We start from the raw sequence: 14591 nt of genomic DNA, 5'->3' as shown, positions 1-14591 counted from the left end.
CCCGCACGGCTGAGGAGTCGGTAAAATGGTTCTCGGCCCGGCCTCGTCGGCGCCGTGAACTGTCGTGCCCTGCGGCTTCCCTCCGCCCGGGCGCGGCGATGACAAGTCCAGCAAGAACTTCGCCCACCCGCCCCCGACCCGGACGGAGCGGCCCGTGCTCTACGTGCTCCTTGCCCATCTCGTGATGGCACTGGGCGCGCCTGCACTCGTCTCGTTCCTCGGCCGCCGGGCGTTCCTCGTCATGGCGCTCGCGCCGGCGTCCGCGGCCGCCTACGCGCTCGCCTGGACCGACCGCGTGATGTCGGGGGAGCACCCGACGCAGGTCATCGAGTGGGTGCCCGGTCTGGGGCTCGAGCTCGCCTTCCGCATGGACACGCTGTCGTGGCTCATGCTGCTGCTCGTCGGCGGCGTGGGCGCCCTCGTCCTCGTCTACTGCTCGGCCTACTTCTCGCCCACCGCGCAGGGCCTGCGGCGGTTCGGCGGCGTCCTCACCGCGTTCGCGGGGGCGATGGTCGGGCTCGTCACCGCGGACGACATGCTGCTCCTGTTCGTGTTCTGGGAGCTCACGACCGTCTTCTCGTACCTGCTGATCGGCCACTACGCCGACCGCAAGGCGAGCCGTCGTGCCGCCATGCAGGCGATCATCCTCACCACCGCGGGCGGTCTCGCCATGCTCGTGGGGGTCGTGATCCTCGGCGTCCAGGGCGGGACGTTCCGCATGTCCGAGATCATCGCGGACCCCCCGACGGGCGGCGCCGTGACCGCCGCGATCATCTGCCTCCTCGTGGGCGCGGCGAGCAAGTCCGCGCTCATCCCGCTGCACTTCTGGCTGCCCGCCGCGATGGCGGCGCCCACGCCGGTGAGCGCCTACCTGCACGCCGCCGCGATGGTCAAGGCCGGTGTCTACCTCGTCGCGCGCTTCGCGCCCGCCTACTCGGACACGACGGTCTGGCGCACGCTCGTCGTCGTGCTCGGCGCGGGCACCCTGCTCGTGGGCGGCTACCGCGCGCTGCGGCAGTACGACCTCAAGCTCGTCCTCGCGTTCGGCACCGTGAGCCAGCTCGGCCTCATCATCCTGCTCGTGGGCCTCGGGACGCGCGGGGCCGCGCTCGCCGGGCTCGCCATGATCGGCGCGCACGCGATGTTCAAGGCCTCGCTGTTCCTCGTCGTCGGCGTGGTCGACGCGGCGGCCGGCACGCGCGACCTGCGCCGCCTCACGGGCGTGGGCAAGGCCCTGCCGTGGACCGCGGTCGCGGGCGGGCTCGCCACCGCGTCGATGATCGGGCTGCCGCCGTTCGCCGGGTACGTCGCGAAGGAGGCGGCGCTCGAGTCGCTCCTGCACGGCGAGGGGCCGGTCTGGGTCGACACGGTCGTGCTGTGGTCGGTCGTCGTCGGCTCGATGTTCACGGTCGCGTACGGCCTGCGCTTCTGGTGGGGCGCGTTCGCGTCCAAGCCGCACCTCGGCCCGTCGCCCGCGCGCGCCAACGCGCACGAGAAGGCGTGGGGCACCGGCACCGCGCGCCGCCCGGCGGTCGAGGCCGAGGAGCCGCCGATCGACCCGGCGCGCATCCACCGCCAGCCGTTCCTGCTCGTGGGCCCGGCCGTCGTGCTCGCGGTCCTCGGCCTCGCGACGGCGCTCGTGCCGCACTTCGGCGAGGACCTCCTCGCCCCCTACGCCGACACGTACCCCGTCGGCGAGCCCGGCCACCTCGTCCTGTGGGCCGGCCTCACGCCCGCGCTCGCCCTGACCGTCCTCGTGCTCGCGGTCGGCGTCGTGCTGTTCTGGCAGCGGTCGCGCGTCGAGCGGTTCCAGGCGTCGCTGTGGACGGGGCCCGAGGCCGACGTCACGTACCGCAAGGTCATGCGCAAGCTCGACGACCTGGCCGCCGACGTCACGGCCGTCACGCAGCGTGGTTCGCTCCCGTTCTACCTCGGCGCGATCCTCGTGGTCCTCGTGCTCGGCCCGGGCGTCGTCATGGTCGCGCAGACCGCGTGGCCCGAGCAGCTCCGGGCCTGGGACCGTCCCGCGCAGCTCGTCGCCGTCGCCGCGATCTGCATCGCCTCGGTGCTCGCCGCGCGCTCGCGCCGCCGGCTCAAGGCCGTGATCCTCGTCGGGATCGCGGGGTACGGCAACGCCGTCCTCTTCCTCCTGCACGGCGCGCCCGACCTCGCGCTCACGCAGGTCCTCGTCGAGACGATCACGCTCGTCGTCATGGTGCTCGTGCTGCGGCGCCTGCCCGCGTACTTCTCGAACCGGCCGCTCGCGGCGAGCCGGTGGGTCCGCCTGGGGATCGGCCTCGCGGTGGCCGTCGTCATGATGGGCTTCGCGCTCGTCGCGCCGCTCGCGCGCGTCGCGACGCCCATCTCGGTGGACTTCCCGGCCGAGGCCTACGAGTTCGGGCACGGCAAGAACATCGTCAACGTGACCCTCGTAGACATCCGCGCGTGGGACACGATGGGCGAGATCTCCGTCCTCCTGGCTGCCGCGACGGGCGTCGCGTCGCTCGTGTTCCTGCGCTCGCGCAGCGGCGAGATCCTGCGCGCGTCGGGGGCCCGGCCCGCGACCACGGCCACCGGCTCGGGCGTCTGGAGCGACACCGACGACCCGGGTGCCGCGCTGCGCCGCCGCGGGGTCACGGAGAAGGACCAGCCGCGCATGCTCGTGTGGCTGAGCGCCGGGCGCACCCTCGCGCCCCAACGCCGCTCGGTGATCTTCGAGGTCGTCACGCGCGTGCTGTTCCACGCCATGATCGTCTTCGCGCTCTTCCTGCTGTTCTCCGGCCACAACGCGCCGGGCGGCGGGTTCGCGGCGGGGCTCGTCGTCGGCATCGCGCTCATCGTGCGCTACCTCGCGGGCGGGCGGTACGAGCTCGGCGAGGCCGCGCCCGTCCACCCCGGTCTGCTCCTCGGGACGGGCCTGTTCCTGTCCGCGGGCGTGGGGCTCGTCGCGTTCCTGCTCACCGGCAACGTGCTCGGCAGCGAGGCCTACGACCTCGCGCTCCCGCTCGTCGGGGAGATCCACCTCGTGACGTCGCTGTTCTTCGACGTCGGCGTGTTCCTCGTCGTCGTGGGGCTCGTCCTCGACATCCTGCGCACGCTCGGCGCCGAGATCGACCGGCACGCGGAACGCGCCGCGGCGGGTCGCGAGCCCGGCGAGGACACGGGGCCGTTCGAGGCCATGGAGCCCGACTCGATCGGAGGTGGCCGCCGGTGAACGTCATCGACATGACGCCCAGCGTCGTCCTCGTCCTCGCGATCGGCGTGCTGTTCGCCGCGGGCGTCTACCTGCTCCTCGAGCGGAGCCTCACGCGCGTCCTGCTCGGGTTCATCCTCATGGGGAACGGCGCCAACCTGCTCTTCCTCGTCGCGGGCGGGCGCGCCGGGGGCGCGCCGCTCATCGGCACGACGCCCGAGGAGGACATGAGCGACCCGCTCGTCCAGGCGATGGTCCTCACGGCCATCGTCATCACGCTCGGCATCACGGCGTTCGTGCTCGCGATGGCCTACCGCTCGTGGCAGCTCCACGGCCACGACGAGGTGCAGGACGACCTCGAGGACCGCCGCGTCGCGCGGCACGCCGCGCGCAACGCGCCCGCGTTCGAGGACGCGGACACGGAGGAGAGCGGCGCCACCCTGGACGACGAGGCCGCCCAGGTCCGCGACGAGACCGACGGCGACGGCGACGGCGTCACGGACGGCGAGGAGCCGCCGTCGGGCCCGGCCGGGCAGGACGCCGGGGACGCCACGGACGGCCGCACCGGCGGCTCCGACGCCCGGCACGACGACGCACGACCTGACGACCGACGGACCGACGGGAAGGAGCCGCGATGAGCCTCACCGCCGCGGCCCTCGTCCCGCTCCCCGTCGTCCTGCCGCTCGTCGCGGCCGGCCTCGCGCTCGCGCTCTGGCGCCACCCGCGCGCCCAGCGGATCATCACCGTGGCCGCGCTCGCGCTCGTCCTCGCGGCGTCCGTCGGCTTGCTGGTCGCGGCCGACTCGGGGCCGATCGTCGTCGACGTCGGCGGCTGGGCGGCGCCCGTCGGGATCGACCTCGTCGCGGACCGGCTCTCGTCGCTCATGCTCGTGGTGTCGAGCTTCGTCATGCTGTGCGTCCTGCTGTACTCGCTCGCGCAGGGCGTGGCGGACGGCGACGAGGAGGCGCCGGTCGCCATCTACCACCCGACGTTCATGGTGCTCGCGGCGGGCGTGTTCAACGCCTTCCTCTCGGGCGACCTGTTCAACCTCTACGTCGGGTTCGAGATCTTCCTCGCCGCGAGCTACGTGCTCCTCACGCTCGGCGGCACGGGCGAGCGCATCCGCGCCGGGTCGATCTACGTGGTCGTGGCGCTGCTCTCCTCGATCGTCTTCCTCGTCGCGATCGCGCTCACCTACGCCGCGACCGGCACGGTCAACCTCGCCCAGCTCTCGGAGCGGTACGCGGAGATCGACCCCGGGACGGCGCTCGCGATCCAGCTCCTGCTGCTGCTCGCGTTCGGCATCAAGGCGGCGATCTTCCCGCTGTCCGCATGGCTGCCCGACTCCTACCCGACGGCGCCCGCTCCCGTCACCGCGGTCTTCGCGGGCCTGCTCACCAAGGTGGGCGTCTACGCGATCATCCGCACGCAGACGCTGCTCTTCCCCGAGGACAGCGTCGTCGACGACGTCCTCATGTGGCTCGCGCTGCTGACCATGGTCGTGGGCATCCTCGGCGCCGTCGCGCAGAACGACATCAAGCGACTGCTGTCGTTCACGCTCGTGAGCCACATCGGCTACATGATCTTCGGCATCGCGCTCGCGTCCGAGCCGGGCATGGCGGCCGCGATCTTCTACGTGGTGCACCACATCACGGTGCAGACGACGCTGTTCCTCGTCGTCGGCCTCGTGGAACGCCGCGGCGGGTCGACGTCGCTCGACCGCCTCGGCGGGCTCGCCAAGCTCGCGCCCGGGCTGGCCATCCTGTTCTTCATCCCGGCGATGAACCTCGCGGGCATCCCGCCGCTGTCGGGCTTCCTCGGCAAGGTCGGCCTCCTCGAGGAGGGCGTCGCGCAGGGCACGCCGCTCACGTGGGCGCTCGTCGTGGGGTCCGTCGTGACGTCGCTGCTCACGCTGTACGCGATCGTCAAGGCGTGGAACAAGGCCTTCTGGCAGACGGCGCCCGTCGAGATCCCCGCGGACGCGCGCCTGCCGCGCGGCATGGTGGGCCCGGCGACGGCGCTCGTCGCGTTCGGCCTCGCGCTCACCGTGGTCGCGGGCCCGCTCTACTCGTACACCGAGCGCGCCGCCGCGACGCTGCTCGACGGCCACACGTACGTCGACGCCGTGTTCCCCGGCGACTCCGACCGCGGCCAGGGCGAGTCGAACGAGGTCGCGACGGGCGAGAGCGACGGCACGGAACCTGCCGGCGCTGAACCCGCCGGCACCGAACCGGCCGGCACGGGCGGAGGTGCGGACGGATGAGCCTGCACCGCCGTCGCCGCGCGCTCGCCTCGGGCTGGTTCGCCCGCGTCACCACGCAGTGGCGCACCATCCTGTGGCTGACGATCGTCTGGGTCATGCTCTGGGGCGACCTGTCCGTGGGCAACGTGCTCGCGGGCGTCCTCATCGGGTTCGCCGTCATCACGTTCTTCCCGCTGCCGTCGATCGCGGCGCGCGGGAAGTTCCGGCCGTGGCCGTTCCTCGTGCTCGTCGGGCGCTTCGTCTCCGACCTCGTCGTCGCGTCGTTCCAGGTGAGCATCCTCGCGCTGAACCCGCGGCACACGCCGCGCGGCGCCGTCGTGGGCGTGCGGCTGCGGAACCCGTCCGACATCTACCTGACCATCACGGCCGAGCTGTCGTCGCTCGTGCCCGGCTCGATCGTCGTCGAGGCGCACCGCCTCACCGGGATGCTCTACCTGCACGTGCTCGACGTCGAGACCGCGGGCGGCGTGGAGAAGGTCCGCGAGGACACGCTCGCGCTCGAGGCGCGCGTGCTGCACGCGTTCGCGTCGAACGACGAGCTGCGGGCCGCCGGCCTGTACGACGTCCCGTCCGCGCGAGAGGTGGCCGAGGCATGAGCGACACCGTCTACCTCGTGATCGTCGTGGTGAGCGCCGTGCTGCTCGCCGCCGGGGCCACCTTCGCCGTCGCGCGCGCCGAGCGCGGCCCGTCGATGCTCGACCGCACGATCGCGCTCGACGTCTTCACGACGACGCTCGTCGGCGCGATCGCGCTCGAGGCCGCGTTCTCCCGGCGCACGGACACCATCCCGATCCTCGTCGTGCTCTCGCTCGTCGGGTTCGTGGGCTCGGTGACGATCGCGCGGTTCGCGTCGGTCGAGCCCGAGGACGAGGGCCGCATCCGCACGGCCGAGGAGATCGCCGCCGAGGACGCCGCCCGCCGCGAGGCGGAGGAGTCCGACCGGGACTCGGCGGTCGACGCCGAGCACCACGGCGGCGCGCCCGAGGGGGAGGTGCGCTGATGGACCCGAACACCGGCCTGTGGGACACGATCGCCGACGTCGTGTCCGCGGTCTTCCTCCTGTGCGGGGCGTTCCTCGCGTTCGCCGCGGGCGTGGGCGTCGTGCGGTTCCCCGACCTGCTGGCGCGCATGCACGCCGCGACCAAGCCGCAGGTGCTCGGGCTGATCCTCGTGCTCGCGGGCCTGAGCCTGCGGCTGCGCTCGTGGGGCGCCGTCGCGACGCTGTTCCTCGTCGTCGTGTTCCAGCTCCTCACGTCGCCCGTCGCGGCGCACATGGTCGGCCGTGCGGGCTACCGCACGGGCAAGGTCCGCACGGACCTGCTCGTCGTCGACGAGCTCACGCGCGACCAGGAGGCGGCGGAGCGCGAGGACACGGGCGAGCACGACGACGCGGACCGGCACGGCGAGCCGGGCGCCACCGGCGGCGTCGAGCTCGCCGACACGGGCGACCCCGGGCCCGACGACGCGGGTCGCCCCGACGACGCGGGTCGCCCCGCCGACGCGGAGGGCCCGGCGCGCTGACGCCGCCGCGCGCACGCACGGTGCCGGACCGGGCGCCCGGCCCGTGCGCCGGGCCGTGCGCGCCCGGCCCGTGCGTGCTCGACCCGTGAGCGTCCGGCCTCCGCGCGCGGGTCGTGCACGCGGCTGGTAGACCGGCAGCATGCCCGACGCCCCCACGCCCGCCCCGCCGCAGCCGGAGTCGCGCAACCCGCGCGTCGCGCGACCCGAGGGCGGCGGCGACAGCACCGTCACGGTGATCGTCGCGTTCCTCGCGAACGCGCTCATCGCGGGCGCGAAGACGGTCGCCGCGACGGTGACCGGCTCGGCGTCGATGCTCGCGGAGGCCGTCCACTCGTGGGCGGACACGGGCAACGAGATCTTCCTCCTCGTCGCCGACCGGCGCTCGCGCCGCCCGGCGGACACCGAGCACCCCCTCGGGTTCGGCCGCGAGGCGTACGTGTGGTCGATGTTCGCGGCGATCGGGCTGTTCGCGGTCGGCGCGGGGGTGTCGATCACGCACGGCATCCAGGAGCTGGTGCACCCGCAGCCGGCGGACGACTTCGTGGTCGCCTACGCGGTCCTCGCCCTGGCGTTCGTGCTCGAGGGCGTGTCGTTCCTGCGCGCCCGGCGGCAGGCGCGCGCCGAGGCGCAGGCCGCGGACCGCGACACCCTGCACCACGTGCTCGTCACGTCGGACCCGACGCTGCGCGCGGTGTTCGCGGAGGACGCCGCCGCGCTGATCGGCCTCGTGGTCGCGTTCGGGGGCGTCCTGGCCCACCAGCTCACCGGGTCGCCCGTGCCCGACGCCGTGGGGTCGATCGTCGTCGGCCTCGTCCTCGCGGTGGTGTCCGTCGTGCTCATCGACCGCAACCGGCGGTTCCTCGTGGGGGAGGCGGCGATGCCGGCGACGCGCGCCGCGGTGCTCGCGGGCATCCGCGACCTGCCGGAGGTCGAGCGCGTCACGTACCTGCGGCTCGAGTACGTCGGCCCGCGCGCGCTGTACCTCGTGGCGAGCGTGGACCTGCGCGGCGACGAGTCCGAGACGTCCGTCGCCCGCCGGCTCGACGAGCTCGAGCGCCGGGTGACGTCCGTGCCGCTCATCGCGGGCGCGGTGTTCACGGTCTCCGCCCCGGAGGAGCCGTCGATCGTCTGACCTGGCGGCCGACCTCCGCCGTCGAACAGGCGCAGAACGGACGAAGCGGTACACATCCGCGGTCCTCATGGGTAGGGTCGAGCGATGGTCTCGCAGCGCACGCCCCGGCACCGCTCGGCGGGGGCGGCGCCGTCTCCCGAGTCGTCTCCTGTGCCCGCGTCCTCCGCCGCGCCCGCACGACGGCGCGGCGGCCCGTTCGCCCGGCACCTGCGGTCCGGTCCGCGCGTCGCGGTGACGACGGGCGTCGCCGCCGCCCTGCTGCTCGGCCCTCCGCTGGGCCTCACGGCCGCGACGGTGACGGGCGAGATCCGGCCCGAGCACGTGGGCCCGCTCGGCCCTGTCGTCGCGGCGCTGCCGTGGCAGGGGAGCGCGCCGCAGGAGTGGCTCGCGGGGCGCGACCCGCGCGACGACCGCGCGTCGCGCACCCTGGCCGACGCGCGGGACGACCTCCCCGCGGACGGCCCGACGGCGCCCGGTGCGCCCGGGGCCGACGACGCGCCGCCCGCGGCGACCGCGCCCGCGGCGACCGAGGAGCCTCCCGCCGACCCGGTGCCGACGCCCACGCCGGAGGACGTGCCGCCCGCCGAGGGCGCGGCGGACCCGGCCGGCCCGGACGGCGCGACCGCGTCGGGCCCGACGCCCGGCACCGGAACGGCCGACGGTGCCGCGCCGGCTGCCGGGACCGCCTCGGCCGCCGGGGCGGCGGCGCCGAGCGGAGCCGGCCCCGGGGCGCTCACGGCGGAGGGCGCGGCGGTCGTCGAGCTGACGAACGCGGAGCGGGCCGCCGCCGGGTGCGAGCCGCTCGCCGTCGACGAGCGGCTCACCGCCGCGGCGCAGCTCCACAGCGAGGACATGGACGCGCAGGGGTACATGGACCACACGAGCCTCGACGGCCGCTCGCCGTGGGACCGGGCGCAGGCGCAGGGCTACCTGAACCCGGGCGCCGAGAACGTGGCGAAGGGCTACCGGACCGCCCAGGACGTGGTGCGCGGGTGGATGGACTCGCCGGGCCACCGCGCGAACATCCTCAACTGCGGCCTGCGGGAGATCGGCGTCGGGCACTCGAACGGGGCCTGGACGCAGGTCTTCGGCTGGGGCTGATCCCCGGCCCCTCGGCGACGGGCGCACCGCCCGTCCCGCGTCTCGCGGGCGCGGAGCCACGCGCGGTGGATATCGCAGGTCCGCTATCTTATCGCCGGAAAGTGGAACGCTACTGCTCGACGAGGAGTTCAGAATGGCCCCCACCGGACCCGCCGCATCGACCCCGCCCACCCCCGCCCCCGTTGCGGAGGGGCCGCGGCGCGCCGCGGCCCGGCGGCTCCGCGAGGGGCTCTGCGAGCGCCTCGCCGCCTGGTCCGTGCCGGCCCTGCGGGTCGCCCTCGGCCTCGTCTTCCTCGTCTTCGGGGTGCTCAAGTTCTTCCCGGGCGCGAGCCCGGCGGAGCAGATCGTGCGCCGTACGGTCGAGGCGCTGACCTTCGGGCTCGTCGACGGCACCGCCGCCGTGGTCCTCACGGCGGTCGTCGAGACGGCGGTCGGGATCGCGCTCCTCACCGGTCGCGCGCTGCGGGCCGGGCTCGTCGTGCTCGCCGTCACGCTGGCCGGTGTCCTCTCGCCGGTCGCGCTCTTCCCGGGCGACCTGTTCGGCGACGGCATGACCCTCATGGGTCAGTACGTGCTCAAGGACGTCGTGCTCGTCGCCGCCGCCGGGGTGGTCGCGGCGGCGACGCTCGGGGCACGGTTCACGCTCGCGGCCGCGGAGCCGGCGCGCGCTCCGGCGGCGTGATGCCGGGGCGGTCCGCCCGCGGCGGGCTCAGCGCGCCGGTGCCGTGACGGTCGCCCGGGCCTCGCGGTCGAGGAGGCTGCGCTTGACGTCCAGTCCGTAGCGGAAGCCGCCGAGGCTGCCGTCCGTGCGCAGCACGCGGTGGCAGGGCACGAACAGGGCCGCCGCGTTCATCGCGCAGGCGCCCGCGGCGGCGCGCACGGCGGCGGGCCGCCCCGACAGCTCGGCGTACCGGGTGTAGGTCACCGGGTCGCCGGGCTCGACCGTGCGCAGCACGTCCCACGCGTGCGCGCGGTAGGGGCCCGAGGCCTGCCGCACCGGCACGGCGTCGATCGCGTGCACGTCGCCCGCGTAGTAGGCCCGGACGGCGGCGACGGCGGTCGCGACGGCGGGGTCGTCGTCGGGCACGGGGGAGACCGTCGCGGGGCGCAGGCCGGGGTGCACGAGCGCGACGAGGTCCGCGGGCTCGTTCGTCCAGCCGGACGCGAGGACCGCGCCGCCGGCGTCGACGACGACCGTGAACGGGCCGTCGGGCGTGGTGAGCGTCGTGGTGACGGCCGGGCTCGTGCCTGCCGTCGTGGTGGTGGGGGCGGGTGCGGTGGTCACGGGGTCTCCTTCGCAGGGGTCGGGGTGGGCGCGGAGGCGCGCCAGAGGTGCATCGCGGCGTACGAGCGCCACGGCGCCCAGCGCTCGGCGCGGGCGGCGAGCGCGCGGCGGTCGTCGGGCAGGCCGAGCGCGGCGGCACCGGCGCGGAGCGCGAGGTCGCCGTCGAGCAGGACGTCGGGGTCGTGCAGCACGCGCATCGCCACGTACCCGGAGGTCCACGGCCCGACGCCGGGCATCGCCTCGAGCGCGGCGCGCTGGGCCGCGGGGTCGTCGGCCGGGGACAGGGCGAGCGACCCGTCGGCGAGGGCGTGCGCGACGCCGAGCACCGCGGCCGTGCGCCGGGCGGGGCCGCGCAGGTGGTCCGCGCCCCCGGCGGCGAGCTGCGCGGGGGTCGGGAACAGGCGCCTCGGGCCGAACCGCGACGCGAAGGGCGTCCCGAGCGCGACGGCGAGCCGCGACAGGTGCGTCCGCGCGGCCGCGACCGAGATCTGCTGCCCGACGAGCGCGCGCACGAGGATCTCGGCGGGGTCCACCGCCCCCGGGACGCGGATCCCCGGCACCGCGCGCACCGAGGCGGCGAGCGCGGGGTCCGCCGCGAGGGCCGCGTCCACGGCCGCCGGGTCGGCGTCGAGGTCGAACAGCCGCCGGACGCGCGCGATCGCGGCCGGCAGGTCGGCCACGGACGTCAGCTCGAGCTCCACGTGGAAGCGCGGCGCGCGCCGTCGGCTCCCGGGCGGCGGCCCGTAGGTGGCCCGAAACGCGCCTTGCCCGTGCGGCAGCGCGAGCGTCCGCGCGTAGGAGAGCAGCGGGCCGTCGAGGTCGACGACCTCGACGCCGTCGACGGCGCGCGCCGCGAGGAACGCGAACACGCCGCGCGCGTCGAACGGCTCGCGCAGGGGAAGGGTGAGGTCGAGCGCGGCGGTGGCGCCGCCGTCGTCCGCGGTGGACCCGGCGGGAGCGGCGGCGGGCGGGCGGCGCGGGTCGCCGGTCGACGGCGCCCGGTCGGGCCGGGCCCGACGGCGCAGCTCGCCCGGCGTCGTGTCGAAGACCTCCGTGATCGTGTCGTTGAACTGCCGCACGCTCCCGAAGCCGGCGGCGAACGCGACGTCGGCGAGCCGCAGGTCCGTCCCCGTGAGCAGCGCCCGCGCCGTCTGGGCGCGCAGCGCGCGGGCGAGCGCGACCGGGCCCGCGCCGAGCTCCGCGACGAGCACGCGGTGCACGTGCCGGGCCGAGTACCCGAGGCGGGCGGCGAGGCCGTCGACGCCCTCACGGTCCACGACGCCGTCCGCGACGAGCCGCATGGCCCGGGCTGAGAGGTCGTGCCCGAGGTCCCAGCTCGGCGTGCCCGGCACCGCCTCCGGGAGGCAGCGCTTGCACGCGCGGTAGCCGGCCTCGTGGGCGGCGGCCGAGGTGAGGTAGAAGGTGACGTTCTCGGGCTTCGGGGTGCGCGCCGGGCACGACGGCCGGCAGTAGATGCCGGTGCTGCTCACGGCGGTGATGAACTGCCCGTCGAAGCGGCGGTCGCGCGACGCGATGGCGCGGTAGCGCTCGGCGAACACGGGGTCCATGGTCGCCGGGGGCGTCGCGAGGGTCGTCGTCATGACTCGATCCTCACCCGCCGGACCACGCCCTGGCTAGCGGGATTCGGACACGACGGTGGGAGGCGTCAGACCCGCGCGTCGAGCCAGTCGAGGACCTCGCGCAGGTACGTGGACCGGGCGGGCTCGGGGGAGAGCGCGAGGTCGTGCGCGCCGCCCTCGACCGTGACGACCGTGACGTCGTCGCCCAGCCGCTCGGCGCGCGACGTGATGTGCCCGACGTCGAGCACGCTGTCCGTCGTGAGCAGGGCGTCGTGCCAGCCCGACGCCGGGCCGCTGCGCGCGGACGCGAGCACGAGCACCGGGCAGTCGACGTGCAGCCCGCGCGCGACGCGGGCGTGGCCCCGGCGCACCGCGCGCAGGAACCCGGCGCGCACCGGGAACCCCTCGATCGGCTTCCACGCGAGGTCGAAGTCCCACTCGCCGCCCGTGCTCGCGTGCAGCGCCTCCGCCCAGTGCGGGTCGAGCGCGCCCACGACGAGCCGCGGCGCGACCCGTCCGACGACGTCGACCACCCACGTCACCGGGCCGCGGAACAGCCACGGCTTGTTGAGGTCGAACCACGGGCTGTTGAGCACGAGCGCCGCGAGCCGGCCGGGCCGCGCGTCGGCCCACAGGCTCGCGAGGAGACCGCCGGTCGAGTGGCCGAGCACCACGAGCCGGTCGTGCCCCTCGGCGCGCACCGCGCGCGCGGCCGCGTCGAGGTCCTGCGCGTAGACGGCGAGGTCGGTGACGAAGTTGGGGTCGTCGTCGGGCCGCGACGGCGCGCCCGAGCCGCGGCCGATCGAGCGCCCGTAGCCGCGCAGGTCGACGGCGTAGAACCGGTACCCGCGCGCCTCGACCGCCTCCGCGACGTGCGTCTGGAAGAAGTAGTCGATGAACCCGTGCACGTACAGCACCGCGGGCCGGTCGCCCGCGGGGGCCGCGGCGTCGCGCCGCACCAGGGTCGCCACCGCGCCGCCCGGGAGGTCGAGGTCGCGCGCGACCCAGTCCCCGCCCAGCACGTCGGGCCGCCAGGTCCCGTCCGTCCGCGTCGCCTCGTCCACCGCCGCCTCCTCGCTGCCGCCGGCACCGCCGGCCCGACCCCTCTGCCGTGCCAGGGTCCCACGTCGTGCGTGCCCGCGGCCGCCGACGGGCGGTAGCGTGACGCGGATGACGAGCGAGATCCTCGCCCGCGTCGACGACGGCGTCGGGCACCTCACCCTGGACCGGCCCCGCGCGCTCAACGCGCTCGGGTACTCGATGCTCGGCGAGATCGCCGACGTGCTGGACGAGTGGCGCGTCGACCCGACCGTGCGGCTCGTGCTGCTCGACGGCGCGGGCGACCGCGGCCTCTGCGCGGGCGGCGACATCCGCGAGCTCCACGCGTCGGTCGTCGCCGGGCGGCAGGCCGACGCGCGCCGGTACTTCCGGCGCGAGTACGCGGTCGACGCGGCGCTCGCGGAGCTGCCCGTGCCCGTCGTGACGATCATGGACGGCATCACCATGGGCGGCGGTGTCGGCCTCGCGGCCCACGCGCCGGTCCGCGTCGTCACGGAGCGCTCGCGCGTCGCCATGCCCGAGACGCGGATCGGCTTCACGCCCGACGTCGGCGGGTCGTGGCTCCTCGCCCGCGCGCCGGGGCGGCTGGGGGAGATGCTCGCGCTCGGCGCGGTGACGATGGACGCCGCCGACGCGATCCACGCCGGGTTCGCCGACCACTACGTGCCGAGCGAGCGGCTGCCCGTGCTCGGCGCGGACCTCGCCGCGCTCGCGAGCGCGGGCGTCGACCCGCTCGACGTCGAGGCCGTGCGCGACGTCGTGCGGCGGCACGCCCTCCCGGCGCCGGTGTCCGGGCTCGTCGCGCGCCGCGCCGCGATCGACGCCGCGTACGCGGCGGACACGGTGCCGGAGATCGTGGCCCGCCTGCGGGCGGCTGCGGCCGACGGCGACGAGCGCGCGGGCGCCGAGGCGGACGAGCTCGAACGGCTGTCGCCCACCGCGGTGACCGTCGCGCTCGCGGCCGTCCGCAGCGCGCGCGACCTGCCCGACCTCCGCGCGGCGCTCGCCCAGGAGTACGGGCTCGTCTGCTGGTTCGTCGACACGCAGCCCGACCTCGTCGAGGGGATCCGCGCGCAGGTGGTCGACAAGGACCGCGACCCGTCGTGGCGCCCCGCGACGCTCGCGGAGGTCGACCCCGCGCTCGGCGCCGAGGCGCTCGCCTACGTGCCCGCGGAGGCGCTGTGGGACGACGCCCTCGGCCCGCGGCTCGCGCGCCGCGCGGTCGAGGCCGTCGTGCGCCGCTTCAGCGAGGGGGAGCCGACGCCCGACGAGCTCGCCGCGGCGCACGACGACCTCGTCGTCGAGCTCGTGGAGCGGCACGAGGACGGGAGCGTCGTCGTGCACCTCGCCGACACGTGCGGCGAGCACTTCCTCGACGGCTACTGGCCCGCGGTGCGGCTCGACGCCGTCGGCGACGTCGTCGAGGTCACCGTCGAGTCCTGAACGGTCCCGGACGC

At 75.6% G+C, this 14591-nt stretch carries 12 protein-coding genes and 1 pseudogene; 10 read left to right on the top strand and 3 right to left on the bottom strand.

Annotation, left to right across the window (positions count from 1 at the left end):
• The first annotated feature begins 184 nt into the window (after positions 1 to 184).
• The 9 genes and pseudogenes from B9L22_RS04115 to B9L22_RS04075 all read left to right on the top strand — a co-directional run bounded on the left by B9L22_RS04115 (position 185) and on the right by B9L22_RS04075 (position 9892).
• A complete protein-coding gene (locus B9L22_RS04115; protein WP_233139717.1) occupies positions 185 to 3214 on the top strand; it encodes a Na+/H+ antiporter subunit A in 3030 nt (1009 codons plus the stop codon).
• On the top strand, positions 3211 to 3831 hold the full coding sequence (locus B9L22_RS04110) for a Na(+)/H(+) antiporter subunit C (RefSeq protein ID WP_369824792.1): 621 nt from the start codon (positions 3211 to 3213) through the stop codon (positions 3829 to 3831). The genes B9L22_RS04115 and B9L22_RS04110 overlap by 4 nt, the downstream gene beginning before the upstream one ends.
• Complete coding sequence (locus tag B9L22_RS04105) at positions 3828 to 5456, top strand: Na+/H+ antiporter subunit D (protein ID WP_086149293.1); 1629 nt, start codon at positions 3828 to 3830, stop codon at positions 5454 to 5456. The genes B9L22_RS04110 and B9L22_RS04105 overlap by 4 nt, the downstream gene beginning before the upstream one ends.
• Entirely contained in the window at positions 5453 to 6052 is a 600-nt protein-coding gene (locus B9L22_RS04100; RefSeq protein ID WP_086149292.1) for a Na+/H+ antiporter subunit E, read from the top strand. Before B9L22_RS04105 ends, B9L22_RS04100 begins: the two co-directional genes overlap by 4 nt.
• Positions 6049 to 6456, top strand: coding sequence for a monovalent cation/H+ antiporter complex subunit F (locus tag B9L22_RS04095; RefSeq protein WP_043653007.1), 408 nt, complete (start codon positions 6049 to 6051; stop codon positions 6454 to 6456). Before B9L22_RS04100 ends, B9L22_RS04095 begins: the two co-directional genes overlap by 4 nt.
• Positions 6456 to 6839 (top strand): annotated as a pseudogene (mnhG, locus tag B9L22_RS04090) (monovalent cation/H(+) antiporter subunit G); the annotation flags it as partial. The gene B9L22_RS04095 and the pseudogene mnhG, both read left to right, overlap by 1 nt.
• A 277-nt stretch (positions 6840 to 7116) precedes the next feature.
• Positions 7117 to 8109, top strand: a complete 993-nt coding sequence (locus B9L22_RS04085; protein ID WP_021483834.1) for a cation diffusion facilitator family transporter — start codon at positions 7117 to 7119, stop codon at positions 8107 to 8109.
• Between the two features lie 84 nt (positions 8110 to 8193).
• Complete coding sequence (locus tag B9L22_RS20160) at positions 8194 to 9210, top strand: CAP domain-containing protein (protein ID WP_198947192.1); 1017 nt, start codon at positions 8194 to 8196, stop codon at positions 9208 to 9210.
• A gap of 133 nt (positions 9211 to 9343) precedes the next feature.
• Entirely contained in the window at positions 9344 to 9892 is a 549-nt protein-coding gene (locus tag B9L22_RS04075; RefSeq protein ID WP_086149290.1) for a DoxX family protein, read from the top strand.
• 27 nt (positions 9893 to 9919) lie between these two features.
• On the opposite strand, the gene B9L22_RS04070 is transcribed toward B9L22_RS04075, so the two are convergent.
• The 3 genes from B9L22_RS04070 to B9L22_RS04060 form a co-directional block, all read right to left on the bottom strand.
• Positions 9920 to 10495: a methylated-DNA--[protein]-cysteine S-methyltransferase gene (locus tag B9L22_RS04070; RefSeq protein ID WP_086149289.1), complete on the bottom strand. Its 576-nt coding sequence runs from the start codon at positions 10493 to 10495 to the stop codon at positions 9920 to 9922.
• On the bottom strand, positions 10492 to 12096 hold the full coding sequence (locus B9L22_RS04065; RefSeq protein WP_304441579.1) for a DNA-3-methyladenine glycosylase 2 family protein: 1605 nt from the start codon (positions 12094 to 12096) through the stop codon (positions 10492 to 10494). The genes B9L22_RS04070 and B9L22_RS04065 overlap by 4 nt, the downstream gene beginning before the upstream one ends.
• A 65-nt stretch (positions 12097 to 12161) precedes the next feature.
• Positions 12162 to 13139: an alpha/beta hydrolase gene (locus B9L22_RS04060; RefSeq protein WP_086149288.1), complete on the bottom strand. Its 978-nt coding sequence runs from the start codon at positions 13137 to 13139 to the stop codon at positions 12162 to 12164.
• Positions 13140 to 13245: 106 nt separating this feature from the next.
• Between B9L22_RS04060 and B9L22_RS04055 the strand changes: the two genes are divergently transcribed.
• Positions 13246 to 14577, top strand: coding sequence for an enoyl-CoA hydratase/isomerase family protein (locus B9L22_RS04055; protein ID WP_086149664.1), 1332 nt, complete (start codon positions 13246 to 13248; stop codon positions 14575 to 14577).
• Positions 14578 to 14591 lie beyond the last annotated feature (14 nt).

Source organism: Cellulosimicrobium sp. KWT-B (genome assembly GCF_002127155.1).
GTDB classification, from domain to species: Bacteria; Actinomycetota; Actinomycetes; order Actinomycetales; family Cellulomonadaceae; genus Cellulosimicrobium; species Cellulosimicrobium funkei.
The sequence above is the reverse complement of the archived record's forward strand: the minus strand, read 5'-3'. Positions and strand labels throughout refer to the sequence as shown.